The organism is Cohnella silvisoli, from assembly GCF_021190915.1.
GTDB classification, from domain to species: Bacteria; Bacillota; Bacilli; order Paenibacillales; family Paenibacillaceae; genus Cohnella; species Cohnella silvisoli.
Genome location: NZ_JAIOAP010000001.1, coordinates 454,829 through 479,477 on the forward strand (window position 1 = coordinate 454,829; position 24,649 = coordinate 479,477).

Annotated in this window: 27 protein-coding genes and 2 pseudogenes; 19 read left to right on the forward strand and 10 right to left on the reverse strand. The window is 43.5% G+C overall.

The window, feature by feature from the left end:
• The 4 genes from K7P76_RS01945 (at window position 1) to K7P76_RS01960 (ending at window position 1,947) form a co-directional block, all read left to right on the forward strand.
• Window positions 1-354: a hypothetical protein gene (locus K7P76_RS01945; RefSeq protein ID WP_232182423.1), complete on the forward strand. Its 354-nt coding sequence runs from the start codon at window positions 1-3 to the stop codon at window positions 352-354.
• Between the two features lie 287 nt (window positions 355-641).
• Window positions 642-827, forward strand: coding sequence for a hypothetical protein (locus K7P76_RS01950; protein ID WP_232182425.1), 186 nt, complete (start codon window positions 642-644; stop codon window positions 825-827).
• A 9-nt stretch (window positions 828-836) separates the two neighbouring features.
• Entirely contained in the window at window positions 837-1,124 is a 288-nt protein-coding gene (locus tag K7P76_RS01955; RefSeq protein ID WP_232182427.1) for a hypothetical protein, read from the forward strand.
• Between the two features lie 235 nt (window positions 1,125-1,359).
• Entirely contained in the window at window positions 1,360-1,947 is a 588-nt protein-coding gene (locus tag K7P76_RS01960) for an RHS repeat-associated core domain-containing protein (protein WP_232182429.1), read from the forward strand.
• A gap of 178 nt (window positions 1,948-2,125) precedes the next feature.
• On the opposite strand, the gene K7P76_RS01965 is transcribed toward K7P76_RS01960, so the two are convergent.
• The 3 genes from K7P76_RS01965 to K7P76_RS01975 form a co-directional block, all read right to left on the reverse strand.
• On the reverse strand, window positions 2,126-2,605 hold the full coding sequence (locus K7P76_RS01965; protein ID WP_232182431.1) for a hypothetical protein: 480 nt from the start codon (window positions 2,603-2,605) through the stop codon (window positions 2,126-2,128).
• 186 nt (window positions 2,606-2,791) lie between these two features.
• Window positions 2,792-3,382, reverse strand: coding sequence for a hypothetical protein (locus K7P76_RS01970; protein WP_232182438.1), 591 nt, complete (start codon window positions 3,380-3,382; stop codon window positions 2,792-2,794).
• A gap of 23 nt (window positions 3,383-3,405) precedes the next feature.
• A complete protein-coding gene (locus K7P76_RS01975) occupies window positions 3,406-4,188 on the reverse strand; it encodes a hypothetical protein (protein ID WP_232182439.1) in 783 nt (260 codons plus the stop codon).
• A 750-nt stretch (window positions 4,189-4,938) separates the two neighbouring features.
• Between K7P76_RS01975 and K7P76_RS01980 the strand changes: the two genes are divergently transcribed.
• The 4 genes and pseudogenes from K7P76_RS01980 to K7P76_RS33830 form a co-directional block, all read left to right on the forward strand.
• Complete coding sequence (locus K7P76_RS01980; RefSeq protein ID WP_232182440.1) at window positions 4,939-5,274, forward strand: HYD1 signature containing ADP-ribosyltransferase family protein; 336 nt, start codon at window positions 4,939-4,941, stop codon at window positions 5,272-5,274.
• Window positions 5,275-5,289: 15 nt separating this feature from the next.
• On the forward strand, window positions 5,290-5,574 hold the full coding sequence (locus K7P76_RS01985; protein ID WP_232182442.1) for a DUF6881 domain-containing protein: 285 nt from the start codon (window positions 5,290-5,292) through the stop codon (window positions 5,572-5,574).
• A gap of 48 nt (window positions 5,575-5,622) precedes the next feature.
• Window positions 5,623-5,988: pseudogene (locus K7P76_RS33850) on the forward strand (hypothetical protein); the annotation flags it as partial.
• A gap of 173 nt (window positions 5,989-6,161) precedes the next feature.
• Window positions 6,162-6,269 (forward strand): annotated as a pseudogene (locus tag K7P76_RS33830) (RHS repeat-associated core domain-containing protein); the annotation flags it as partial.
• A gap of 209 nt (window positions 6,270-6,478) precedes the next feature.
• On the opposite strand, the gene K7P76_RS01995 reads toward K7P76_RS33830, so the two are convergent.
• The 4 genes from K7P76_RS01995 to K7P76_RS02010 are packed head-to-tail and all read right to left on the reverse strand — an operon-like array spanning window position 6,479 to window position 13,062.
• Window positions 6,479-9,565 (reverse strand): type I restriction endonuclease subunit R, encoded by a 3,087-nt coding sequence (locus K7P76_RS01995; RefSeq protein WP_232182445.1) that lies wholly within the window; start codon window positions 9,563-9,565, stop codon window positions 6,479-6,481.
• On the reverse strand, window positions 9,562-10,701 hold the full coding sequence (locus tag K7P76_RS02000) for a restriction endonuclease subunit S (RefSeq protein WP_232182447.1): 1,140 nt from the start codon (window positions 10,699-10,701) through the stop codon (window positions 9,562-9,564). Before K7P76_RS02000 ends, K7P76_RS01995 begins: the two co-directional genes overlap by 4 nt.
• Window positions 10,694-11,485: a hypothetical protein gene (locus tag K7P76_RS02005; protein WP_232182448.1), complete on the reverse strand. Its 792-nt coding sequence runs from the start codon at window positions 11,483-11,485 to the stop codon at window positions 10,694-10,696. The genes K7P76_RS02000 and K7P76_RS02005 overlap by 8 nt, the downstream gene beginning before the upstream one ends.
• A gap of 2 nt (window positions 11,486-11,487) precedes the next feature.
• On the reverse strand, window positions 11,488-13,062 hold the full coding sequence (locus tag K7P76_RS02010; protein ID WP_232182450.1) for a type I restriction-modification system subunit M: 1,575 nt from the start codon (window positions 13,060-13,062) through the stop codon (window positions 11,488-11,490).
• Between the two features lie 607 nt (window positions 13,063-13,669).
• Here K7P76_RS02010 and K7P76_RS02015 point away from each other — a divergent pair.
• From K7P76_RS02015 to K7P76_RS02030, 4 genes are all read left to right on the forward strand, one after another.
• Window positions 13,670-13,849: a YlcI/YnfO family protein gene (locus K7P76_RS02015; RefSeq protein ID WP_232182452.1), complete on the forward strand. Its 180-nt coding sequence runs from the start codon at window positions 13,670-13,672 to the stop codon at window positions 13,847-13,849.
• A 139-nt stretch (window positions 13,850-13,988) separates the two neighbouring features.
• On the forward strand, window positions 13,989-14,294 hold the full coding sequence (locus K7P76_RS02020) for a DUF6809 family protein (RefSeq protein ID WP_232182454.1): 306 nt from the start codon (window positions 13,989-13,991) through the stop codon (window positions 14,292-14,294).
• Window positions 14,272-14,523, forward strand: coding sequence for a DUF6061 family protein (locus K7P76_RS02025; RefSeq protein WP_232182461.1), 252 nt, complete (start codon window positions 14,272-14,274; stop codon window positions 14,521-14,523). The genes K7P76_RS02020 and K7P76_RS02025 overlap by 23 nt, the downstream gene beginning before the upstream one ends.
• 102 nt (window positions 14,524-14,625) lie before the next feature.
• Window positions 14,626-15,120 (forward strand): DUF2569 family protein, encoded by a 495-nt coding sequence (locus tag K7P76_RS02030; RefSeq protein ID WP_232182463.1) that lies wholly within the window; start codon window positions 14,626-14,628, stop codon window positions 15,118-15,120.
• On the opposite strand, the gene K7P76_RS02035 is transcribed toward K7P76_RS02030, so the two are convergent.
• A complete protein-coding gene (locus tag K7P76_RS02035) occupies window positions 15,113-16,087 on the reverse strand; it encodes a helix-turn-helix transcriptional regulator (protein WP_232182465.1) in 975 nt (324 codons plus the stop codon). The genes K7P76_RS02030 and K7P76_RS02035 overlap by 8 nt on opposite strands.
• 187 nt (window positions 16,088-16,274) lie before the next feature.
• Between K7P76_RS02035 and K7P76_RS02040 the strand changes: the two genes are divergently transcribed.
• Both K7P76_RS02040 and K7P76_RS02045 read left to right on the forward strand, forming a co-directional pair.
• The gene (locus tag K7P76_RS02040; protein ID WP_232182466.1) at window positions 16,275-16,973 is read left to right on the forward strand and encodes a cyclic nucleotide-binding domain-containing protein; all 699 of its coding nucleotides are present in this window, start codon (window positions 16,275-16,277) and stop codon (window positions 16,971-16,973) included.
• Between the two features lie 18 nt (window positions 16,974-16,991).
• Window positions 16,992-17,420: a DMT family transporter gene (locus K7P76_RS02045; RefSeq protein ID WP_232182473.1), complete on the forward strand. Its 429-nt coding sequence runs from the start codon at window positions 16,992-16,994 to the stop codon at window positions 17,418-17,420.
• A 29-nt stretch (window positions 17,421-17,449) separates the two neighbouring features.
• On the opposite strand, the gene K7P76_RS02050 is transcribed toward K7P76_RS02045, so the two are convergent.
• Together K7P76_RS02050 and K7P76_RS02055 are read right to left on the reverse strand one after the other, a co-directional pair.
• Window positions 17,450-18,388, reverse strand: a complete 939-nt coding sequence (locus K7P76_RS02050) for an RluA family pseudouridine synthase (protein WP_232182476.1) — start codon at window positions 18,386-18,388, stop codon at window positions 17,450-17,452.
• 22 nt (window positions 18,389-18,410) lie between these two features.
• Window positions 18,411-19,988: an S-layer homology domain-containing protein gene (locus K7P76_RS02055; RefSeq protein WP_232182478.1), complete on the reverse strand. Its 1,578-nt coding sequence runs from the start codon at window positions 19,986-19,988 to the stop codon at window positions 18,411-18,413.
• Window positions 19,989-20,157: 169 nt separating this feature from the next.
• On the opposite strand from K7P76_RS02055, the gene K7P76_RS02060 reads away from it, so the two are divergent.
• Genes K7P76_RS02060 through K7P76_RS02080 form a run of 5 tightly spaced genes read left to right on the forward strand, consistent with a single transcriptional unit; the run spans window position 20,158 to window position 24,408 of the window.
• Window positions 20,158-20,886: a hypothetical protein gene (locus K7P76_RS02060; RefSeq protein ID WP_232182480.1), complete on the forward strand. Its 729-nt coding sequence runs from the start codon at window positions 20,158-20,160 to the stop codon at window positions 20,884-20,886.
• Between the two features lie 28 nt (window positions 20,887-20,914).
• Window positions 20,915-21,322 (forward strand): GntR family transcriptional regulator, encoded by a 408-nt coding sequence (locus tag K7P76_RS02065; RefSeq protein ID WP_232182494.1) that lies wholly within the window; start codon window positions 20,915-20,917, stop codon window positions 21,320-21,322.
• Complete coding sequence (locus K7P76_RS02070; RefSeq protein WP_232182496.1) at window positions 21,319-22,245, forward strand: ABC transporter ATP-binding protein; 927 nt, start codon at window positions 21,319-21,321, stop codon at window positions 22,243-22,245. The genes K7P76_RS02065 and K7P76_RS02070 overlap by 4 nt, the downstream gene beginning before the upstream one ends.
• A complete protein-coding gene (locus tag K7P76_RS02075) occupies window positions 22,242-23,147 on the forward strand; it encodes an ABC transporter ATP-binding protein (RefSeq protein ID WP_232182498.1) in 906 nt (301 codons plus the stop codon). Before K7P76_RS02070 ends, K7P76_RS02075 begins: the two co-directional genes overlap by 4 nt.
• Entirely contained in the window at window positions 23,140-24,408 is a 1,269-nt protein-coding gene (locus K7P76_RS02080) for an ABC transporter permease (protein ID WP_232182499.1), read from the forward strand. Before K7P76_RS02075 ends, K7P76_RS02080 begins: the two co-directional genes overlap by 8 nt.
• The last annotated feature ends 241 nt before the right edge of the window (window positions 24,409-24,649 follow it).

The following is a 24,649-nucleotide window of genomic DNA, read 5'->3' on the forward strand; positions in this document are numbered from 1 at the left end:
GTGAGACTTATTGGTAGTAAAACTGAACTAGATATTAGAGAGGAATTGCTCAAAACCAAGAGAGCTATCTATGAAGACATTAGATTACTTCAATTATTGGAAGGCAGATTTCCAGAAATGGAAACGGCTTATATACTTCATTGGTTACTGGAACAAGGGGAGGAATTCTATAAAATACTTGTTAATGATGATGTGATTGTAATTATCGAATTAGATCGACATGATATAAACATTGATCCACTAATTGAGGCCAAACCAGTTTCACAATACAAAAAAGGCTTAAGTAAGATAAGACAAATAAAATTAGCAGTAGCAATTGATTTAGCTAAAGCTGATCTGGAAAATAATGTTTAAAGTGTAGAATCTCTTGTTAATTACCACATGCGAGTGTATCAACACTCCTTGTGGTTTTTTTTTAATTCCAGTTTCAGTTAACAATGAATAATTAATTTCAATCAATTTTAATCTTGGTGGGACCCCCATGATATACTCTCCTACATCGGTGCTTAAAAGTGCGGATGGATTAATAAGATACATGGTGCCGGTTAGTAAATAAAAAGAGGTGTTTAGATGAGCGGTAGTAGACTGGACTCCTTTGGAAAATTATTAATGCAACTAGTAAGAGATGAAGCGATTGAACAATGGGAGGACATATTTACAGGCTCAAAATAGTAGAGGTAATAGAAGATGGGCTAACTCCAAGAGGAAATCAAAAATTCTCTTTTATTCTTAATGCAGGAGAGAAAGTAGGAACAAAGGGTGAAACATTAATAAAGATAGTTCTTTCAAATGATGGCGGTATGTTAAGTGCATATCCAACAAAATAAGGAGGTATTATGTTGATTAACGTAATTGAAAAATTCTTAGATAATGAAATTTCTTCACAAGAATTATATGAATCCATTTATGAATTTATAACTTCATTTCATATTAGAAATGGTGAGTTTGAAGCAAACTACTTTATAATTAAAAAAATGGATGTAAATAATTTCATAATCTTCCCAGAGGATATATATCCTGATAATAGTAGAGGAATTTCATATTGTATTTCAATTTACAAAGAAGATTTAATTTCAAAAATTAATGAACGTGCAAAAAAACAAGGGTTTAATGTGAGAAGTTGATATGAATCAATGAAAAATGGCAACATTTAAAACACTTGAGCTCTTTAACTAAAGTGCACCACTTAGAATAGACATTGAAAAAACTCTAGGGTAAATCCAATGTAATTCTAAGGGGTGTATTTTTATGTAAGTAAAGAAAGGTTAAAAGCTTAAGCATTATCCTGAGCCTTTCACCGACAAAGACGGCAAAGTCGCCGCCCGTTACGAATACGACGCCTGGGGTCTCGTCACCCGCATGTACAACCGCTACGGCGAACGCGTCCGCGAAGGCATCGGCTGGATCGGTGACCTCGGCAGCGGCAACGGTAGTCCGGGTTCCGTGCAAGGACCGGAAGATGGCAGCGGCAATACAGTTCCGGACTACCATCCAGGCAATGGAAATCAGATCCAAGCTGAAGCAGCAACCCCAAGCTTGTCTTCTGAGACGGGGACAGTGGTTGAAGCAACTCAGACAACAACCGACGGAATCACCCTGGGCGGTGTCTTAGCCGAAGAATCAGACGAGACGACCGAAGATATCACGACAGATCTGGTTAAGGAAAACCCAATCCGATATGCCGGATACTATTGGGATCGGAAGACGCAATATTATTACCTGCAAACCCGTTACTACGATCCTCGTCCAGCTCGGTTTATTAGTGAGGATACGTATGAAGGTGAAATTTTAAGGCCGCAAAGCTTAAATATGTACGTTTACGTAAAGAATAATTCATTAAATTTTACAGATCCAACAGGGCATTATTGTGTGTCGAAACCACCAGGAATTACCATAAAAAGAAAGTTGGAAACTTACTTGGAAGAACTTAATTTGTATATTGTGTAGAGTAGGAAACTAAATTTCATTGGAGGGCCAAGGGCCTCTTTTTACATTCCAGTTCCCCTTATCAAACCGCACGTAAGGTCTTCCCTCATCCGTCTTTCCTTTGCTCATCTTCTTTCAGCGTTACGATTAACAAGAATCAAAACTAACTCGTCCCTTTAATTAAGTACTTCCAATCTGTTTATAAGTAACCTCCATTCGCATTGGGAAGCTTTTTGTATTCATCATGAGATTCAATAATCCCTTGAATTAAGGTCGTCAACTTTTTAAAATTTTCATCTTTTTGTTCATCCTTAAAACCACCCTTCCATATAACTTTTATCCCTTCTTCCTTTAGTTGTATCTCCAAACTATATCCTGATTCAGGTTCAAATTCTAAGCCATGATTTATTCCTTGATAATCTTTAATACGTATTTCTGTCATACAATTGAAAATTTTCTCTTTTTCTTCTTTCGTCAAAGTCAGCTTTGTTGTTACTGTACCATCATTCACTAAGTCTTTAGTATATTTATTTGTAAAAGTATTTAACTCATTTTTATTATAGACTCCATAACTGAAAATAAAATTAAATTCATCTTTGTTTTTTGAACACGCGCTTAATAGTAGTAGACTACATAAGATCGATGTTACTACAATAAAAACAACTTTTGTTCGCTTCATTTATTTCCCTCCCCAGTACAATCAATTAATGAAAGTTCTAAAATCCCACTGAGAAACTCAGCTTATTGAGGCAACTTCATATCTTTTCCATTATAAAAGAAGAAGGGCGACACGGAGTAGACTTCCGATTCGCCACTTCTTCTTATTTATATACTCTCATGCATCAATGTATAACATATTTGCACTTCATTTTTTATCTAAAAAGTTAGCTAATTTATCTTCAGTAGTTGCATTTTTAGCAAAAGAAGAAACATCTGATTCGAGTTTAGTAATTTCATCTTTTATTGTAGAGTCATGACTAACTAATTTTCCATTGTCAACCAAAATGTCTCCCTGATGCCCACCTTTAATAAAGTAAGAATTCTCCTTAGCCCCGCCTTGTTTGCCTAAGTATAAATAATAGTTCTTACCTACCTCTAAAGCATCCGATGCAAATTGATGAATTATTACCGTTTGATGAGTTACTTCTCCTTTCCATTGCTTTATTACTTCTACATTAGAAAGTACCACCATATCATTGGGATGTTCTTGACTAAGTACTGTTCCATAAACGATCGTATCCGAATTCTCTTGCATCTCCTGTAATGATCTAGAAATGTCACCATAAATTCCATCAACAGCCATTACTCCCTGAAGAGGGACAACCTTATTATCGGTATGAACGATCATCGATCCAGAATCATTATTAGATTGACTAGTGGAGTAAAACCCATATGCAATAACTAAGCCTAGCAATAAAATAACGGAAAAGTTAATCATTACTTTTTTTGATGTCATTATTATTCACCCTCTCTGGTATATTAGTAAACAATATTCATATGTCCTTGATCATAGGTGGTTGGTCCAATTGTTCCCCAATCCGTGTAGGATAGAGTAGATTCCCACATCAAGTCTTTTGTAGAATTTGCACTGTGCCCACTATACCCTAATCCATGCCCATGCTCATGAGCAAAAACGTTCTTCCATGCGTTTGCTGTGAGGTTACTCGTTTGACCCACACCAGAAGTATCCCAGATCATATGAGCAAAGGATCTGCTAATTGAATAAACATTAAAGCTTACAGTTCCTGAGTATGCTGTTCCATAGCCATACTGAGTAGAACTTGTCCAAGCCGTTGCGCCTAAAGCATTGCTTGGATAACCGAGTGAATCAGCATCACTTCTTCCAATTCCGCCAAAACCCATTACATAATTTGAGGATGTTCCAGTGGAAGATGTTTTGTTCGTAACGGATGACCATGTAGAAAGGGCATGAGTTACGTAAGTAGAAAAATCTGCATCGGACATAGCCCAATTGCTATTTTTCGTAAGGTAAAGCTTGATATCCGACGGTCCAAAAAAGCCAATTTTATCTACTCCTGTTTGAGCCATCCATCCAGAAACAGAACCATAATTCACCAATGCGCTTGCTGATGAGACGTAAGCCATAAATAACCCAAGCGTAAGAAGTAGGCTCATGCTTAATTTTTTATACATACTATATCCCTCCATTTTTTTTATATAAAAAAGCTGGCCAGCTTTTTTTCCATTTTCGAAAAAACGATAATCATACATCATTTTTCTTGGAGTTTCAGAACAATTCAAAACTTTTAATTCTTCTTGACAAACAAAAAAATAACATTTTTTCCTTCAAATGTAAATTACTGATTTATTAAAATATGGAATTGTTAGTATAAATATGTTAAATTAGGTCTAACGACATGTTCAAAAAGTTCAAATATCGACTACTTTCGACACCATTAAGTGCAATAGAAGTCTTTTTTGTCTCTCATGAAATTCTATCCCAGCGAATCTATAAAAATCATATTACTCACGATCTTTCCCTAGTAAACTCCAAGCATTATAATCTACAACATCTTGACCAGAATTGTATATCGTATACTTAACACGATTTCTAAACACAAAAGTTCTCCTACTTCAAAACATTTTTTTATTCTTCGGAACAGCCAGGAAAAATAATAAATGGATGTCACTTTTTTAGAAGTGCCCATCTATCAGGTTGTCTGTAAAATCACAAGATACCGAATACAAAACAGTTTTTATCTTAAACAAAAAGAGCCTGCGAGATTTTTACTCACAGGCCTTGGACAAATTGATCATCAAATAACTAATGCGAACCTCTGACAAGGTCTATTTTTACAAATAATTCCATCTCTCACTAATGTTTTTGCACTGTTTAAGTAAGACATACTTGCCTTTACTTATTTTCTTACAAATCCTTTTATACCCTTCTAACATAAAATTAAATAGCAGAATTTTAGCGTCGCGAATCAACCTGTGCCGCCTCCTGCTACTGCATCCGAAAAGGATAAAAACAAGAAGAAACGAATAGTTTTGCATCACTATACCACTGCTAATGGATTACAAAGTATATTAAAGACGCAGAAGATACTTCCTTCACTTAGAGCAGCAAATCCAAATGACGCAAGGTACGGTGATGGACAGTATTTTACTGATATTATTCCAAATACAAAAACAGTCACAGAAATTTCCCATGCTTTAGTGGGTAACCCTTTTCAAGGCAATAAATTTACTCACTATATTTCACTTAACTTAACGGGATTACCAGTTGTTTTAGGAAGAAAGAATGTTTTTGTACTACTTAATACTGCACCTTTAAACATTAGTGGTCGAATACTGAATTATGGACAGGTCACCAAAACGAAGTAAGAAAGGAGCTATAGAATGAAGTATATTCTTGTGGAATGGATTCATAATAATATCGAAGAGCCTATAGTAATTTATTGTGAATTGGATGAACATGGATTTGAAATTAGGAAAGTTGAAGTTTATAAGAATGGTGAATACGGTGTAGCTTCCAATGAAATTGAATGGAACAATTCATTTCTCTCTTATGAACCATTACCTAGCATTGAAGAAATTGGTCGGGATTCTCAATTTAGACCAAAAATAATTAATGAAAAAGAATTTCAAACCGTATGGGAGGAGGCAGTAAAAAGTATAAAGTAGAAAAATTTAACCACATGCGAGTGTAACAACTCCATGTGGTTTCTTTTTATGTGTTTATATTTGTTCAACACCAGGAAGATCAAGCATCTTCCCGCTGCTATCGATAACATCGTCAATGGCGAAGTAAACCTGCCTCCAGGCGAGAAAACGAAGCTTTTTGAACGGATTCGCGAAGTCGGCAAAGGATATACGGTTATCGGGACGAAGTATACGTATAACTCCCGTAATCAACTCGTTCACCGCGAGAATCTCATTCGTTACGAGGAATACGACTACAAGTATAAGGCTGACGGCAGCCTGCTTACCGATGGGCGCAGCAAGTACGAGTGGAACGCTCGCGGACAATTGACGAAAGTAACGTTCCCGGATGGCTTCGGCGAGAAGTACACTTACGACATGCTCGGTCGCCGTATCACAAAGACGCAGTTTAATCACCGCGGAAGCGAGCAGCAAACGACTACATATCACTACAAAGGCGATACGTGGGTACTCACGGAAGAGATCTTAAGCGGAGACGAAGACGATAGCGACGATGGAGTGTCCACCAAAGTGTACACGTACGACGCCAACGAGCGCCCGCTGTCCATCACTACGACCCTCGCTCGGCTCGGTTTATTAGTGAGGATAGCTTCGAAGGGCAGATTGATAATCCTTTGACATTGAACCTCTATACGTATGTTCAGAATAACCCGGTATTCTGTTTTTTGCGAGGTGAATTAAAAAACATGGGAATCAGCAACAAATCGGCTTGAAAGGCCACCTTTGGAATTTCAACAAAGGTGGCTTTCATATTTTTACTGTTTGAAGAACACGCAAAAAAAATGAATCAAAACGAAATAAATTGTTGTACCGATTAGCATGTGGGGGATTAATAGCTAATGCAATTACTCCTATGACTAATCACTTATCCAATCAATCCTGAGAATTTTTCGAAAAATGCTAACAGTCTTTCAATAACGCTTTGTTTCTTCTCATCGCGGTTTTCTCCGCGAGAGAAACGAGAAACCGGTGGCAGTATTTTATCAATATCAGTACCCGTGGTCTTTAATGCGCCATTGTGGAAAGAATTTTCAATAAATCGTCGAGTTTCCTCAGGTTTAAGTTTTGTCTCTTCAATGAGTGCCGATAATTCGAATTCCTTTTGAGTGAGGATAAAAGTTTCCCAATCCTTCTCTACATTACTATCAGTGTTGACTCGAGCAATAAAGCCCTCGATGAGTTCCTTTTTGCTCCGAAGTTCAATGCTGGAATCAACTGCTTTTTGAATATTTACAAGAATGTTCTTGTCAGTGCAATTAGAATCGTGATACTTGGCCACGAGCATAAGAATATAGTCGATATTAACTTCAATCTGCTTTATAAGTTCAATTTCAAACACAATGTCGTCATTAATGTTCTCTTTTTCAGCATCTGCCTTCTTGCGGAATGTCTGATAGAAATCAATGTACATACTCTGGTAATCCTGGAAATCACGCTCGGAGAGGATTTCGTTTCCAGAAAAGTCATCAAAAGCGGTGAGTATGTTTTTGAGTCGCAAAATTGCACCAAAAAGACGGATGAAATCCTTCAGCGCACCTTCGCCAATGATGGCGGTACCCAATGGGAAGGAAGATGTCAGCAGTTGCATGAGTTCTACATATCCTAGTTGGCGGTTTCCATTTTCCTCGTAGCCGTTGTAGTAATCGGCGTAGGTTTTCAGTAGAACAATGCCCCCAGCCTCTTTATCTCCGAAAAGAGCAATTGCATCATCTGTGGCCTGCTTCAAATCACGGAAGCAGACAATATTTCCGAAGGTCTTCACACTATTCAAAATACGGTTGGTGCGACTAAACGCCTGAATCAATCCGTGCTGACGCAGATTCTTGTCTACCCATAAGGTGTTTAAGGTAGTTGCATCGAAACCTGTAAGGAACATATTGACTACAATGAGCAAATCAACCTCACGATTTTTCACCCGTAAGGAAAGGTCTTTATAATAATTCTGGAATTTGTCTGCTGATGTGTCATAATTAACGTTAAAAGCAACATTATAATCAGCGATTGTTGACTCAAGAAAATCACGGCTGGTTTTATCCAGTCTGTCATTATCGAAGTCCTCATCGGGATCATCTTCGTTAGGCGTGTAGCTAAAAATAGTGGCAATGATCAGTCGTTTCCCTGTTTTCTCCATTTGCTTTTTAAATTCATTATAGTACTTCATGGCCATCGGGATTGATGCAACAGCAAAGATAGAATTGAACCCATTTACCTGTGTGCTAATTTTCTTTTCTTGCACGGTGTTGTTTTTGGACGCCGCCATTTCCTCGACGTTATTAATAACTCGATATTCGAAGAAAGAACGGTGTTCATTACGCTTTGTCTTCTGATTGAAGTGTTCAAGGATGTATTTTACAATCTCGCTTACACGCTCAGGGGCAGATAATGCCCTCTCGGCATCAATAGCACGAACCTGTGTATCTTTTACATCGGGAGCCATTTTTACAGTATTTGTATAATCTATGCGGAACGGCAAAACGTTGCCATCGTTAATCGCATCAACAATTGTGTATGTATGGAGTTTAGTACCAAAAATCTGTGGCGTTGTTTTAAGTAAGGGATCGCCACCAGAACTTGCATTAACCGAAAAAATAGGTGTCCCTGTAAATCCAAACAAATGATAGTTTCGGAACGCTTTCGTAATGCGACGATGCATATCCCCAAATTGTGAACGATGACATTCGTCAAAGATAATCACAATGTGCTTCTTGTAAATGTTGTGTTTACTGTTATTTCCAATAAATTTATCAATTTTTTGAATGGTTGTTATGATAATTTTCACTGTTTCGCTTTCCAACTGCTTTTGTAATACTTTTGTTGAAGTATTGCTGTTTGCCGCGCCTTTTTCAAAGCGATCGTACTCTTTCATGGTTTGATAGTCGAGGTCTTTGCGGTCAACTACGAACAAGACCTTATCAATGTAGGGCAGACTGCTTGCAAGCTGTGCCGTTTTGAAACTGGTCAATGTCTTGCCACTTCCGGTGGTGTGCCAGATATAACCACCGCCATCTATCGTGCCGTATTGTTTATAGTTTGTCGCAATTTCAATGCGCGATAGAATTCGCTCGGTTGCCGCAATTTGGTATGGTCGCATGACAAGCAGAAGTTCTTCCGAAGTGAACACGCAATAGCGGGTAAGGATGTTCAATACGGTATGCTTAGTGAAAAAAGTTTGGGTAAAGTCTGCAAGATCGCCTATTACCTTATTCGTTGCATCTGCCCAATAACTTGTAAACTCAAAGCTATTGCTGGTTTTTTTAAGATTTTCCCGCCCATTCCTATCTGCATCCTTGATATGCTGGCTGCGGGTAGTGTTGCTATAGTACTTGGTATGTGTTCCATTGGAAATAATGAAAATTTGAATGTACTCATACAAGCCAGACGCTGCCCAAAAGCTGTCTCGCTGATAACGCTTGATTTGATTGAACGCCTCTCGAATGGCAACGCCTCTCCGCTTCAATTCGATGTGTACCAGCGGCAAGCCGTTGACCAATATAGTCACATCATAGCGGGTTTCACGCAATCCGCCCGGTTCTTCATATTGGTTTAGCACTTGCAGACGGTTGTTGTGGATGTTCTTCTTGTCCACCAAATAGATATTTTTAGTACTGCCGTCGTCACGTTTTAGAATTTGGACATGATCGTCCTGAATTCGACGTGTTTTCTCTACAATACCGTCATTCGCCGCAGCGATGCACTTGCGGAAGAACCACTCCCATTCTGTATCTGTGAATGAATAGTCATTCAACACCTCCAAATGACGACGAAGGTTGGTAATCAATTCTGTGTCATTGGCGACATTGATGTACTCGTAACCTTGTTCTTGCAGTCGCTTGATAAACTCCTGTTCCAACTGGGCTTCGGACTGGTATTCCTTAGTTACTCGGTATTCGGAAGAGTATTCTGCAACAACGGTGGATTTGTTATCTGCGGCTATGATGTTGTATTCACTCATGCACCCACCTCCTTGAATGTAAGCAACTTGTCACGGTAGTATTCGTATTGTTTGCGCCGCGCCTCAATTTCGGCAGGCAGACCGCTTGAAATGTCGGTGGTCAACGTGTCGAATTTGTCGAGGATTGCAACAATGCGGGCTTGTTCTTCAAGCGGGGGAAGGGGAACCTTTATCTCCATTATCTCATTCCCGCGAACATGCGGTACTCCTCCGCCACGTTTCATCTCATGCAGAGAGCCTTGCATATTTTTGAGGTAGTAATAGAGATACCTTATTAATAATCTGTCTTTTGTTTCGAGAATGAAACCATCAGTCACAAAAATTGGTTGATTCCAAAATGAAACAAAACCTGCATAAGCACCACTTCTTGAAATAACGATTGCTTCACCGTCATGATTTGATGTATCACAATAATATGCTGGCTCCTGCCCTCCAAGAATAACAGGAATATTTCCCGGCACAGTGTTCTCTTTTGTAATATAAGTTCCTCGCTTCATAATACCTACTTCGTTTAATTTCGACCATTCTATATCGTAGCCGAAGGTCAGCAGTTGGTTGCGATAGTATTCATATTGTTTTTTTCTCGCTGTAAGCTCCGCTGTAAGCTCTGCTGTAAGCAACGTAAAATTGTCAAGTATCTTGACAATTTTACGTTGTAAGGGGAGCGGCGGAAGGGGAAAGAAAAATTGCATTATAGCATCTTTGTTACCGCGAGGCATTTTCGCGCCTCTGCTGTTTTGAATGTTGTATACAAAGAACTGTTCAGAGGACAACACATAATAAAGGTATTCCGAGGATACAGAATTCAGGTTCTCCTCGTTTATCCTAATCACTAAAACGTCACCGTTCGTGCCGCCTTCACAGTCTGCTCGCCAAATTTTTCTCAGATAGGGGCGGATATTTCCGATTAGAACATCACCAATAGCGAATTGAGTAAGCCGACCTTCTTCCGGAACATAACTTGAAAGCGTTTTGCCGCGCTTGTCGGGCAAAAGATTATCTACACCGACATAGGATGTCTCATCTACCGCATCGGCATCAATACGGCTTTTTGAATAATGGCACACTTCTCCTAACGCCTTGTATTCCACCCCATCCGGGCAAAGCTCTGTTATTAAGTAATTAAGTTTACTCATCGCCATACCCCCCTTCATTCCAACCTAATGAACCGATCGCAGCCATTAGCTCATTATTATTTTTCACGTTGTCAAGAATTCCGATAATAAGCCTATGTAATGATTCATATTTTAATAAAGCTAATTCCTCGTTATACTCACCATGCACTATGTTGCTAAGTTCACGGAATAATCTATATCCATTTGCAGAAAACTCTCGGGGAATGATCGAACATCTTTCATCTACTTTTTTTAATAGATCAGAGAAATTCTTCGGGTTCCCACCTTCATATTTGACATAAACTATTCCGGTAGCATCTGCTGTTTGCACAGTGATCTTCTCGAATACTTTCCGTAAATACACAATAGCGCCAGCGCCAAGTCGTTCACGATGGGCGCACTGTGCTTTCTCTAGAAGCTCAGAAACATCGCCGTATCGTTCATTATCTGACAAAACATCTGATGACAGCTTTTCACTGCGCCTTAATATGCGGATTTTTGGAGCGCGCTCACATATATCACTTTCACAGTCTACCAAAAACCACACTTGTACCGATGTGCCACAATGGCAATTAAGTACACAATCTATACTGATAAGATGCTTGTTAACTCCTATACAATAAATTTCTTCGCTTGAGCAAAATGTACGAACATCCGTACAGTGCTTGCAAAAATAGTTGAGCGCAATTTTTCCTTCTTGCACTTTTCGCTGTTTACCCGCCGCAAGAACTTTTCCACCAAGGAATCCCTCAACCTGATCAAATTTAAGTGTAGGCGGTTTAGATAACACATCAGACAAACGCACCGTTATGCCCCCTCGATTTCTGCAATAATTGCATCAATCTCCCGGCGTAGCACATCTTCCCGCGCTACAATGCGTTTGATTTCGGCATTGAGTTCAACAATGTTGACGATTTCCCGTTTATCCTCCTGTTCCACGTATGTAGATACGGAAAGGTTGTAGTCTTTCTCTGCAATCATGGCATTAGGCACAAGCTTGCTAAAGTATTGAACCGTGTCATGGACGGTATAGATATCAACAATCTTTTGAATGTTGCTTGGCGTTAATTTGTTATTATTTGTTATTTTGGTATACTCTTTCGAGGCATCGATAAAAAGTGTCGAGTTCTCGGATTTAGACTTCTTCAACACCATAATACAAGTGGCAATACTTGTACCGAAGAATAAATTGTCCGGCAGTTGAATAATACAATCGATAAAGTTGTTTTCAATTAAATACTGTCGTATCTTTTTCTCCGCTCCGCCACGATAAAGCATTCCGGGGAAGCAAACAATAGCCGCTGTGCCATTTGCAGCAAGCCAAGAAAGACAATGCATAATAAATGCAAGGTCAGCCTTAGATTTTGGCGCAAGCACTCCCGCAGGTGCGAAGCGCGGATCATTGATGAGTAAAGGATTATCATCTCCTGCCCATTTGATTGAATATGGCGGATTAGATACGATTACTTCAAACGGTTCATCATCAAAGTGAGGCTGGTGTGGATCAATCAAGGTATCGCCGTGTCCGATATGAAATTTATCATAATCTATGTCGTGCAAAAACATATTGATTCGGCATAGATTATAAGTTGTGATATTAATTTCTTGCCCAAAAAAACCTTGGGTAACTCCTGTATTGCCAAGAATTTGGGTAGCTTTGAGCAGAAGAGAGCCAGATCCGCAAGCAGGGTCATACACCTTGTTTACGGACGTCTTACCCCCTAGGGCTAAGAGTGTCAGTAGCTCCGAAACTTCTTGTGGCGTGAAATACTCTCCTCCGCTTTTTCCTGCATTGGAAGCATACATACCCATTAAAAACTCATAGGCCTCACCAAAGGCGTCTATGGTGTTTCCTTGATAATTATTTCCAAGTTTCATGTCGGTAATGCCGTTCATTAATTTAACAAGTCTATCATTGCGCCCGGCAACTGTCCCCCCCAATCTGTTGCTGTTTACATCAATATCATCGAACAAGCCTTTAAAGTTCTTCTCACTGGCTGTACCTTGCGCAGTAGCTTCTATATTTTTGAAAACACCTTCCAATGTTTCGTTAAGGTTTTCGTCCTTAGCCGCACGTTTACGGACATTCTCGAAAAGCTCGTTGGGCAGAATAAAGAAGCCCTTGGTTTTTATCATATCCTCCCGGGCTTGCTCAGCTTCTTCATCAGAGAGCCGTGCATAATCAAATTCAGTGTTTCCGGCTTCAAACTCGCCTTGATTGATGTAATTTGTTAAATTCTCTGATATGTAGCGATAAAATAGAATACCCAAAACATACTGTTTAAAATCCCATCCATCAACACTTCCACGCAGGTCGTTTGCGATATTCCATATGGTTCGATGTAATTCAGCTCTCTCTTGTTCTTTTCTATTGTCAGACATGCTTCAAGACCTCCAAGTTATTGATTTCCATTTCGGCACTGTCACACTTGTACCCTCAGGTCAATTCATCTTAAACAGATGATTCCGGCAGGCCGTTTCAGATGCAATTCGCTTTTGAAGTTCGATCAGATTCATCGATTCTTACTTTTCCGTCTCAGACCACAATTCGAACATCCGTTCCATTTAAGTGTATCGAACATATGTTCGTTTAGCAAGGTTTTTCTGAGTAAAAGGAACGATCAAATAACCAAGTTTATATTCGACACGAGAGGCCAATTTCCTGCTTCGGGGGGAATAGAAAAGTTCCAAAAGTCGTTCAGCGTACGTGATAGTGTCGGTAAATGAGCCTTCAAACACCATCCTTAACCAACAACACAGGACACTCCACGTGTTTCGTCATAGAAGTAGAAATTCGGATCTTAGTGGCAACGCCCCTAACAAGCGAATATGGCTATCCATATTCAGTTCTTGCTACAACACGAGACATTAGTCTCGTGAAAAATACCTAACCTGCCGAGAAAAATTACCGTTGGGTACTGGATAATCAGATTGACTTTTTGTGTGAACAATAATATATTGTTGTTGGGACAAAAAGTGGGGTGAAGCGATGTCCTCCAAAAAGATGGGGCGTCCTCCATCTGACAATCCTAAAAGTGAAACGATCAAGATACGTATCGATCAGGAAATTATGAACAAGCTCGATGCTTCCGTAGAGAAGCTTAACACGACACGTTCGGACATCGTTCGCAAAGGGATAGAGAAGGTGTATGACGATCTCCAAAAATAAAGAAGGAAGTAGCGTGCGTCCCGAGAAGAACACCGCCACTTCCTAATCCGCAATCGCTACGTGAGCAGACTGCATAAATATCCTACCATGTGCAGGAATCTCATTCAAGCGATGCGATGACATTTATGGGAGGATGAATATGGAATCGATTCTGGAAGCCCTGTACCGTGGGCAGCTTCATCCCGATGAGACAATTGTGCCGTCTCATCCTGAATATCGACGGTTAGGCCGACAAATCGGCGCTATGACGGAAAAATGGAGAAAAGAACTGAGCGACGAGATGTTTCGTGAGCTTGAGGAGTATTCTGATCTTTGTGTGAGCTTGAATAGCTTACATGTCGAAGCCGCCTTTATTCATGGGTTTAGGCTCGGCGCCAACATGATCATTGAGGTTATGAGCAAACGCGAGGAGTTGATTCCGAATGCAGCTTCGGGCGTGTCATAATAATGAAGGTAGCGACGTCATGACGGTTGTATTTGCGGATGGGGCAACATGCCGCCTTAATTGCTCCGAGATCGAAGCAACTCTGGATACACATGCAGCGGCGCGTTCCCGTCTGATCTGGCTAAAGGAAAAAGAGCCGTTTGCCTATGCTGAATTTGTTCTCAACAACGATTTGAAGCGATATGCCGAGGAATACAGCCGAGAATACTTTCAGATGGTTACTATTTAATTCTTAAAGAATAAACTGTAATCACCCATGTGGGTATCAATTCTCACTTGGGTGATTTTCGGCTTTTTGACAAGTTAAAGCTACTAAAAGGAGAAACCACAGATGAATGAGACGCAAGTTAATAACTCCAAACCGAAATGGCCCGTTTCTTTTATGATTATATCCGTTATCGTCTTTCTCTTTTTCCCCATTAACATTCTCGGCTACTATAAACGGCAGGTCCTGACTTTTTTTACTGGCGGCAATTTCTCGATGATGTTCGATGTGTCGATACCTTGGGCTATCCTGGTACTCCTCGACGCGATTATTATGCCAGTGTTAATGATCGTTTCCGTGTTGTGCATCGTTTTACTTTTTATGAAGCATAAGTGGTTCCCGGTCGTCGTTAAAGGCATGTTCATCGTATACCTAAGCTTGCTGGTGCTGGATTTGTTAGCGAATAATTTCTTGTCCAGCTACGCAATAGAGGAGTATAAGAACGCAATAAATAGTGATATTTATCGAAATATTTTTAGAACGATTCTCTATTGTGCGATTACTCTACCGTTCTTTTATTATTCCACAAATATCATGAAGACTTATGCAAGGGTTAGCTAGTATAGACGGATTGATAGTATTCCATCATTTTCGAAGTTACCTGCAGCATTCGCTGCTGTAAAGCAACAGGCTCCGATACCCGAATGGACGTGCCGTAGCCAAGAAGGATATAAGGCGTATAGTGCAACAGATAATGCTCCTCCGCCATAAAATGAATTTCGGTATCCGAGCGGTCCACGATGAGGTGGCCGAACAGCCAATGGTCGGATAAGTCCCGAATAGCTCCCTCTTTACCTTGTATCCGAACGGATATGAGGTTTTTTGTATCGTTGGCGTCTGGCAGCAGCGTATCTAGGAAATATTGGCGGGCGGAAAAGGCCGCTGGCCGTTCGAATCGGTCCTCCGTAGCGGATATGTCTTGAATTCGATCCACGCGGAAGCTGCGAATATCTTGGCGGAGATGGCAGAACGCGACGATATACCATTTGCTTTTCCAGAATACGAGTCCATAAGGATCGATTTGGCGTTGCGTTGATGGAGTCGTATTTCCTTTAAAATAGGCGATGGACACGGTGCTGCTGCTCGCGACGGATTGCTCTAGTTGCTGAAGGCTGGCTTCAAGCGAGCCATCTGAAGGAGGGTGAATGACGTCGAAGCCGATTTCGTGGCGATTGATTTCATCAAGCTGTTCGGGATTCGTGTATCGTTTCAATTTGTTGATCGCCCGATTTAGGTGCTCGCCGTAGGGATAACCGGCTTCCAGCGCGAAGATCGAGGCATGCACAAGCGCCTTCTGCTCGTCGTTGTCGAAGAACAACGGGGCTTCGGTGAAGGTACGCAGCAAGCTATAACCGCCGTTATGCCCGGAATCGGCGATGATCGGTACGCCGCTTGCGCATAACGAATCGATATGCCGATAAACGGTGCGTATATTAATTTCTAAGGCTTCCGCTATTTTCTTGGCGGTCATTCGTTTGCCTGTTTTAAGCAGCCACAAGATCGAGAGCATGTTATCCGCTTTAGACATGATAGAAACTCCTTATTCATGCGATATTATTTTCGGAAACCTTCTCATTCGACGATACAATCTTTATACAGAATTGGCAAACTTGTTTGCTAAATAGGACATATGTCCTTTTAGAGTGGGAATAATGCCTTTACAATGAGAGCAGACGGAACGTCAGCACCGATTTTTTCCATACGGAGTGGTTAATGTGAGGAAAATCCATGATCCGAAAGCTTTGCGGAGCTTGATGGATGAGCACCAGCTAAGCGGTATATTCGATGAGAAAACGGAAGCGGCGATGGAGCTGTTTGCTTTCGATAAAGGGGAAATGGTTTGTTCGGTCGGCGATCGGTTGGAGCATCTATTCATGCTCGTTAAGGGGAAAATCAAGATATATAAGGTGCTGCCTAACGGCAAAGCGATTCTGATCCGATTCTACAATCCGTTAAGTACGATCGGGGATTTGGAGATGCTCGGCGAATTAACGGTCAAAAGCTCGGTGGAGTCGGTGAACGACACTTTATTTATCGGCATTAAGCAGCAAGCGCTTGTCGATACGGCTTATAACGATCCGGCTTTTCTCCGTTTTATTATCAAGCATCTCGCGCACAAGCTCCATACGTTTTCCAATGCTTCAAGTTTGAATTTGCTTTATCCGGTCGAGACGCGGTTCGCCAGTTATTTGGTTTCCATTACGATGGATGAGAATGATCAAACGCAGATCGAGGAGATCAAGACAGCCAAGTTGACCGAAATCGCGGAAATGCTGGGGACAAGCTATCGGCACTTGAATCGGGTGATCTCGCAGTTCGCCGCGGCAGGTTTGGTGGAAAGATCAAGAGGGTCGTTGTTCGTTAAGGATATTAACCAATTGAAGAAGCTGGCAAACGGAAATTTGTACAGCTAGAAAATGGGGCTAGTTCATATGGCGGGTGCATTATACGCGATAGTGGCGGGTTTATTCATAAGCATTCAGAGTATATTTAACGTGCGCTTGAGCGAAAAAGCCGGTTTCTGGTTGACGAATTCGCTCGTTCACGGGTCGGGATTCATCGTATCGTTGATCATCTTCTGGATGGTTAAAGACGGTAACCTGCATAAGCTGCAATCGGTGAACAAGTTATATTTGCTCGGTGGATGCATGGGCGTCGTTATTGTATTTACGGCAATGAAATCCGTGACCGCGCTTAATCCGGCATACGCCATTGCCATTATGCTGATCGTGCAGCTCCTTGGGGCGCTGGCTTTGGAAAGCTTCGGCTGGTTTGGGGTAGACAAGGTTGCCCTATCCGCGAATCGGCTGATCGGGATTGGAGTCATGATCGCGGGGGTTGTTATTTTTAAGTTTAAGTAAAAGGCGGCAAAGCCGCCCCGTCCCTTGTCCTACTTAGGTTCTTCCTTGAACTGGCTGAGGAACTGCTTGGGAATGTCCGTCTCGAACCGCATCAGTTTGCCGGTTGTGGGATGCTCGAAAGCGAGAACGCGGGCATGAAGGCCAAGACGCGCGAACGGTTTGGTTTTGGATCCGTATTTTTTGTCGCTTGCAACGGGATGACCGATGTCCTGCATGTGGACGCGGATTTGGTTTTTGCGGCCGGTTTCGAGCTGTACCTCCAGCAGGGAGTAGTTCCGGTTTGCCCGCAATACTTTATAGTGAGTGATCGCTTGCTGGCCGTCTCCCGGGGTGAAGCTGGAGTACATCTTCAGAGTCGAAGTTTCTTTGAGCCACGAAGTGATCGTACCCTGGGTTTTTTTGACTAGGCCTTCGACAAGAGCAACATAAGTGCGTTCCTCCACGATATCTTTCCAACTGTCCTGCATCTTCTGCTGGACTTTTTCGCTTTTGGCGAACATCATGACGCCGGATGTTTCCCGGTCCAAGCGATGCAGGACGAAGATCCGGTTCTGGGGATTATCTAGCCGCACATGTGCAGTAAGCTGTCGGTAAGCGGTCAACTCGGTTTCCTTTTCCGTCGCGATGGATAGCAGACCGGCATCCTTGTTAACGACGATAAGGTCATCGTCTTCATACAGGATCTTAAGTCCAACCAACACCGGGGCAACGGTCGTTCGGTCTTTGCGCACCGTAACGACTTGTTCGGGCCGCAACGGATGATTATAAAGCTTCTCGACGCGATCGTCGACTGAAACTTGCCCGTGGGCAAGCATTGATTTCACGGAGTTCCGGCCTTGAGGCGAGAGCTTATCCAACAGAAATAGCAGCAGCTCGCCCTGTTCCGTTACCTTGAATTGCTTCGGCGGCGTTTGATTCCGGTTTAAGGCCCCGCCATGGCGACGGGGCGGCTTATTTCCTTGTTTCATGTAGAAGTATCGTTCCTCTCGATTACGTGCTGTAGTTCAATTCGGTTAAATTTTTGATAAATTGCACGGCTTCCGCGCGGGATAGACCCGCGGCTCCTTCGTATCCCACCACCGTTGCGGAGGTTTTCCCTTTAGAGTAGCCGTTGTCCAGCAAGTATTGGATGGCAGAATCGCCGGAATTGGGAAGACCGGCTGCCGATGTGATGATCTCCGCAACGGATAATCGGCTGATAGGCTTCGTTCTGGCACTGGAGTCTTGGCTTCCTTGTAAATTATAGCCGTTTTCGCTCGCATAGTCATAATATCTGACCGACCAGTTTTCCCCCGTCTTGGCTGGAGCAACCTCCCCGCCGAACGCGGAGATGAACATCTTCAAGAATTCGGCTTCAGTGACGCTGTTTGTCGGATTGAAGGGGCCATCGACGTCGCTAACGATTTGTTTACTGACTGCCCATTCTATCGAAGTTTTAGCCCACGATTTAGATATATCCGTAAAATGGGTCACGGTGTCCGAAGCTTGCTCGTTAGCAGACGGTGCATATTTCTCCGCACTCATGAAATCGACGGTATACGAGATGGTTTTATCCGTACCGCCCATCGATTTAAGCCCCGAGACCGTCACCTCAAACCGATCTCCCGCACGATACTCGTCAACGCCGTCCGGACGGAAAATAATAGCAGGCCCCGTACCGTAGTAGTTGTTATCTACGTTGAAGTAAGCCCCTTTTTCAGTAACCTGATTATTCTTGGAGGACAAATTCCAGGTTTTATTGTCGCGAATTCGCTTCACGGAAACATTCACTTGTTTAAGAGCAGGCTTGGCATATTTCTCGGGATTAATACTGACCGACCAAGCGTAACCGGACTTGAATACTTCGATCGGGAACGCTCCCTGGGCGGGGTAGGCAATATATTCATAGTCGATCTTCTCCGTCCGGCTTTTGTCGAACACTTGAAGGGCGGAATACTTCCAATCCTCTACGCCGACGGCAAGGCCGATCCCGACATTCTTTAACGGAGGGTTCAGAATCCAACGGCGATGACCGACTAAATCGAGGTTATCCGTATCGGAGTCTTCCATATAAGCGTCGATCGAACGGGCTGCGATGTGGTCATCAAATCCGTAAGATGAGTAAATGTTGGCTTGGGAAGTGGATTTATAACCTTTGTCGTAAAAATCCTTGGGCATATCCGCTGGTTGCGGAGATGGATGATGGCTAAGTCTGCCAAAAGAAGCCAGCAACACGGAGCCATATTGCGCTTGAAGGTTCAACGCAGCCGTAGAAGCAACATCATCCGGCAGTCCGCTCAGGAATCGGTAGAAATTAACGGCGTTTACTCCGTCTTGAATATAGTCCGCGCGCAAGGAGCCCGGGGTATACGGTTTAGATATAGCTGGCTCGGTAATAAAAGGGTGACTGTAATCCGCCGTAGTCTTCATCAGCTTCTTCCATTGGGCGGCAACTTCCTGTGCGGTACGAACGGGAAGTCCGCTATCCGTTCCGGACGAAGCGGCGGTTGCTTGCCAAGGATTAATCGTTAGGACAAAGGAAACTAGAAGTGCCGTAATGAACGATAACAATATCAGCTTACGTTTCATGCTGTCAGCTCGCTTTCATCGGGAATATAGAGAATCTTTCCTCCTGGTTGCTCCCTAACTAATTCGCTACAAAATATAAGATTCCTGTCATCTTGACGATAAGCCAATCACCCTGTATAGTGTGTATATGGATATACACACATGAACACTGAAACGGGAGGTAATCCCTATGACTCAGCGACAAGCCGTTCAATATATTTGCGTTTATTTGTGGAAACGGGAGCGGTTCGGAATTATTTTTACGTTACTTTTCGCGATTTATATGGGTTCGGTAATCAGCCTTAGCATTGATGGCAATCTGGAAAATAAAGAGGTTCCGGAAGTCTTAAACGGGATTATCGATTGGATTTACTTGACGATGTTTCCGGTTTTCGGCTTGGTAATGAATAAATCGGCCTTCGGGATGTGGCGCGATGATTATTACTCCAAACGTATGGCACATTGGCGCACGATGCCGATTCCCGTCGCTTCTATCGTACAGGCTCGGTTTCTGCAAACGATCGTTATTTTACCGGTTATAGGCATTTGCTTTCTATTCCTCCAATACATGATAGCGCCTAACCTTAGGGATGCGGTGTCGCCCGTCGAATGGCTGGAAAACGGCCTCATATGGATGTGCTATTCATTCATCATTAATGCCATGTACGTTCTATTGGAGTTAGGATACAGCGGTAAAAGGTATGTTCTGGGATACTCGGGGTATATGGGAGTTACAGCAATCGTGACAGCGATCTTAACTTGGCAAGGCATTCATTTGTTTGAAGAAGTGCTTAGGGCAACGGAAGAAGGACATGCATTCGTCTTTATAATCGGGTTAGGCATTCTGGCCGTCGTGGCATCTTGGTTAAGTTATAGAGCGACGATAAACCGTATAAGAACAAGATCGATAACTTTCTGATCATAACGCGTAGAAGTGAGGTGAGCTTGTGTGGCTGCCGATTCGCATTGACGAACAACGTCCGGAACCTCTCTACCATCAGATTGAAGTGCAGCTTCGCGGGCTCATTCTCAGCGGGCAGTTAAAGGAAAGTACGCTGCTTCCTTCGATTCGGGAGCTGGCGGTATCGCTGAAGTGCAGTGCGATAACGGTACGGAGAGTGTATCAGGATTTGGAAAATGAAGGGCTGATCCGAACCCGCCAAGGAACGGGTACCTTCGTCGCTGGAGTCGATACGATTGCGCGAGATGAACATCGGCTTGAGCGTGCAACGGAGGAACTCGAGCGAGCGGTGGCGGCGGGATTGCAGCTGCAATGCACGGTGGCGGAGCTTGAGGCCCTTTTTCAACAGATCATTCGGAGAAAAGCTGAAGAAGGAAAGGAGGGGTTAACATGACGGTTACTACGGATACGGAAGCGGCCGTTTCATTGCGCGGGGTTAAGCTGCAGCACGACAAATTCGTTCTAGGACCGCTTCAATGCGATATTCCCCGAGGGATGGTTACGGCCATCGTCGGACCGAATGGCTCGGGCAAGAGCACTTTGTTCCGATCGCTTCTCGGTCTGGAGCCGATACAAGCGGGTGAAGCCGAAGTGCTAGGATCGCGTTTGAATGGCGGTCAAGGCGATAGCTACAAAACCCGGATCGGTTTTCTTGCCGAGAATCCGCATTCTCATGAGAACAACCTGACCGCCGACGAGAAAGCGAAATTCTCATCCTATTGGTATCCGAACTGGGATTTTGAACGTTATTATAAGCTGTTGCGTCATTTTGACGTGGATGGCAGCGTAAAATTATCCAAGCTGTCCAAAGGGATGCGCCGCAAGGTGGAGCTTTCCATCACGTTAGCGCACGATCCCGAATTGTTATTGTTGGATGAACCCTCTTCCGGGCTTGACCCTTTTGCTTGGAAAACGATGCTGGAAGAGTTGCGACGCTACATGGAGCCGGGTGATCGAACGCTGATTCTCGCTACCCATATCATGGAGGAAATTCGGCGGTTGGCCGACTACATTTTGTTTATCTATCGGGGCCGGATCCTTGGCATGTACGAGAAAGATCGCCTGCTGGACGACTGGAGAACTTTAGTCGTGCAGCAGCAACCGGCTGTAGGGACGAGCATAGAGTTGCTGCAGCGAACGCCCGGCTTGCAAGGGTTAACGGAAGCCGGACCCGGCTTGTACCGTCTGGAAGTAGACGAGCCGGAGCAAGGGGAAACCTACTGTCGTTCTTGCGGGTTTCAGGTGCTGGCTGTTCAGCGCATGGAACTGGAAGATATATTAAGCTGTTTGATCCGAAAGGAGGAAGCTAGAAGATGAGTTCTCTTAAAGTAAACCGCATTATTAAAAACTATGGCGACAAAACGGCCGTGAACGGCCTCAGTTTCGAGGTGTCGGAGGGCGAGATTTACGGATTGTTGGGTGCCAACGGCGCCGGTAAAACAACGACGATGCGCATGGTATTGGGACTTATTTTGCCGGATGAGGGTGACATTCGTTACTTGGGCAAGCCGTACGGACAAGAGCAGTTGCGTATGCTGGGGTATTTGCCTGAAGAAAGAGGCATGTATCCGAAGATCAAAGTGAGCGATCAAATCATTTACTTGGCGCAGCTGCGCGGAATGTCCCGCAAGGATGCCGAACAGAACTTAAAGCGATGGCTGGAGAAGTTCCAGGTACCCGAATATTACAACAAGAAGGTCGAAGAGCTGTCCAAGGGTAATCAGCAGAAAATCCAATTTATCGCAGCAGTCATCCATAATCCGAAAATTCTAATTCTCGACGAAGCGTTTAGCGGGCTAGATCCCGTTAACGTAGAGCTTCTGAAAACGACCGTTAAAGAGCTTCGCGACGCGGGCACGAGCATCGTGTTTTCTACCCATCGGATGGAGCACGTGGAAGAATTATGCCGCAACATTACGATCATGCACAAGTCGAATCCGGTGCTGCAAGGATCGATTAAGGACATTAAGAAGAAATTCCCTCAGGAGCGGGTTGTCGTGGCGTCCGATGGAGACATTACGGGATTGGAATCCGTAGCCGGGGTTAATGGAGTTTTCCGTCACGAGCATGGCGGTTATGAGCTGAAAGTAAGCGCGCCGGAAGCGGGACAGCGAATATTGCAGCATGCATTGTCGCAAGGGCCGATCACTCGCTTCGAGATCATGGAACCGACATTAAATGAAATCTTCATTAAGACGGTAGGTGAGAATCATGAATAGCAGCCTATGGACCGTAATGGCGTTTACGATTCGCAACAAAATACGGAGTAAAGCTTTTATCATTATGACCATCATCTTGGCGGTATTGCTCGTGGTTGCGGGAAATCTGCCTTACCTGATCGACAAGCTTGGCGGCGGGGATAAGGCAACGAAAGTCGGTTACGCTGAAGGGCAGCAGCCGCAGATCGTTCAGGGTCTGAAGGATTACTACGGCCAACTTCCGAAGCCGGATGTTAAGCTTGTATCCATCGCAGGCTCGGAGGAGCAACTGAAGGGTGCTTTGGAAAAGGGAGACATTGGAGGTTACCTGACGTTCGCTGAAGATAAGGAAACCGGATTCCCTAAAGCGACCTATAACGCGAAGAGCGCGTTCTCGGGCGGAACTTCATCGTCCCTAACGGCAGCGCTTCAGAAGATTAAGACCGATAGGATCATCAAGGACGCGGGCATGACCGAGGAACAGAAGAAGCAGCTATCTACTCCGGTGTCTCTGGATACACAGAAGGTAAGCTTCTCGAACGAGAAGGGGAAATCCGAGGAAGAGCAAGGCATGGCCATCGGCCTGACTTACGCAATGATTATCCTTCTGTTCATGGGTGTCATGATCAGCGGTCAATTGATCGCTACCGAGATTACGGCCGAGAAGAACTCCCGCGTCATGGAAATTCTCGTGACGAGCGTATCTCCGCTGAAGCAGATGTGGGGCAAAATTCTTGGAACGTTCATCGTTGCGATGCTTCAGATCGTCATACTAATCGGAGCTTTGGTTATCAACCTGATGATGCCGCAGAACGCAGACTCGCTTGCTAAGTTTGGCATTGATCTGAGCACGATCGACGCGACGCTAGTCGTTTATGCAATCTTCTTCTACCTGGCGGGCTTCTTCCTGTACGCGACGCTGTTCGCTGCCGTCGGCTCCATCGTCAGCCGGACAGAAGACCTCGGCCAAGCGGTGCTGCCAATTACGATGCTTACGCTTGTCGGCTTCTACATCGCGATGTTCGGGTTGACTCATCCCGACCACATCCTGATCCAGGTATGCCAGTACATCCCGTTCTTCTCGCCATTCCTCATGTTCCTAAGGATTGGCTTATCCGAACCGGCCTGGTGGGAAATCGCATTATCGCTGGTCATCCTGCTTGCTTCGATTCTCGGCATCGGTTGGCTGTCGGCCAAGATCTACCGCGTGGGCGTGCTGATGTATGGCAAGCGGCCTTCGATGAAGGAGATCGTTAAGGCTATGAAGGCTTATAAGGTTTAGGGGAGCTTGGCGTTTTGTGGGTAATACCTACTGTTGTTGCACGTTGGAATAACGGTTATCACAAGAAATAAGTTGAAATGCCATACAGAAAACCCCGCAATCATATAAAAGCCTATGAGTAGGAATTGAACGAGGGGAAAAAATATATCTTTTGATACCATTGGAAAGATTAAGGATAGATACTGGACAATAAATTTGGAAACTGCATGATTTTCTTATAGGGCAACCCTCACTGGGTTGC

What these genes read in the sequence shown, in the direction of transcription:
- K7P76_RS01985 (WP_232182442.1), top strand. Translation starts at nt 5,290, where the DNA reads ATGAAGTATATTCTTGTGGAATGGATTCATAATAATATCGAAGAGCCT.
- K7P76_RS01965 (WP_232182431.1), bottom strand. Translation starts at nt 2,605, where the DNA reads ATGAAGCGAACAAAAGTTGTTTTTATTGTAGTAACATCGATCTTATGT.
- K7P76_RS01955 (WP_232182427.1), top strand. Translation starts at nt 837, where the DNA reads ATGTTGATTAACGTAATTGAAAAATTCTTAGATAATGAAATTTCTTCA.
- K7P76_RS01970 (WP_232182438.1), bottom strand. Translation starts at nt 3,382, where the DNA reads ATGACATCAAAAAAAGTAATGATTAACTTTTCCGTTATTTTATTGCTA.
- K7P76_RS02015 (WP_232182452.1), top strand. Translation starts at nt 13,670, where the DNA reads ATGTCCTCCAAAAAGATGGGGCGTCCTCCATCTGACAATCCTAAAAGT.
- K7P76_RS02070 (WP_232182496.1), top strand. Translation starts at nt 21,319, where the DNA reads ATGACGGTTACTACGGATACGGAAGCGGCCGTTTCATTGCGCGGGGTT.
- K7P76_RS02050 (WP_232182476.1), bottom strand. Translation starts at nt 18,388, where the DNA reads ATGAAACAAGGAAATAAGCCGCCCCGTCGCCATGGCGGGGCCTTAAAC.
- K7P76_RS02035 (WP_232182465.1), bottom strand. Translation starts at nt 16,087, where the DNA reads ATGTCTAAAGCGGATAACATGCTCTCGATCTTGTGGCTGCTTAAAACA.
- K7P76_RS02080 (WP_232182499.1), top strand. Translation starts at nt 23,140, where the DNA reads ATGAATAGCAGCCTATGGACCGTAATGGCGTTTACGATTCGCAACAAA.
- K7P76_RS01950 (WP_232182425.1), top strand. Translation starts at nt 642, where the DNA reads ATGGGAGGACATATTTACAGGCTCAAAATAGTAGAGGTAATAGAAGAT.
- K7P76_RS02000 (WP_232182447.1), bottom strand. Translation starts at nt 10,701, where the DNA reads ATGAGTAAACTTAATTACTTAATAACAGAGCTTTGCCCGGATGGGGTG.
- K7P76_RS02025 (WP_232182461.1), top strand. Translation starts at nt 14,272, where the DNA reads ATGCAGCTTCGGGCGTGTCATAATAATGAAGGTAGCGACGTCATGACG.
- K7P76_RS02030 (WP_232182463.1), top strand. Translation starts at nt 14,626, where the DNA reads ATGAATGAGACGCAAGTTAATAACTCCAAACCGAAATGGCCCGTTTCT.
- K7P76_RS02060 (WP_232182480.1), top strand. Translation starts at nt 20,158, where the DNA reads ATGACTCAGCGACAAGCCGTTCAATATATTTGCGTTTATTTGTGGAAA.
- K7P76_RS01960 (WP_232182429.1), top strand. Translation starts at nt 1,360, where the DNA reads ATGTACAACCGCTACGGCGAACGCGTCCGCGAAGGCATCGGCTGGATC.
- K7P76_RS02010 (WP_232182450.1), bottom strand. Translation starts at nt 13,062, where the DNA reads ATGTCTGACAATAGAAAAGAACAAGAGAGAGCTGAATTACATCGAACC.
- K7P76_RS01995 (WP_232182445.1), bottom strand. Translation starts at nt 9,565, where the DNA reads ATGAGTGAATACAACATCATAGCCGCAGATAACAAATCCACCGTTGTT.
- K7P76_RS02055 (WP_232182478.1), bottom strand. Translation starts at nt 19,988, where the DNA reads ATGAAACGTAAGCTGATATTGTTATCGTTCATTACGGCACTTCTAGTT.
- K7P76_RS02075 (WP_232182498.1), top strand. Translation starts at nt 22,242, where the DNA reads ATGAGTTCTCTTAAAGTAAACCGCATTATTAAAAACTATGGCGACAAA.
- K7P76_RS02020 (WP_232182454.1), top strand. Translation starts at nt 13,989, where the DNA reads ATGGAATCGATTCTGGAAGCCCTGTACCGTGGGCAGCTTCATCCCGAT.
- K7P76_RS02045 (WP_232182473.1), top strand. Translation starts at nt 16,992, where the DNA reads ATGGCGGGTGCATTATACGCGATAGTGGCGGGTTTATTCATAAGCATT.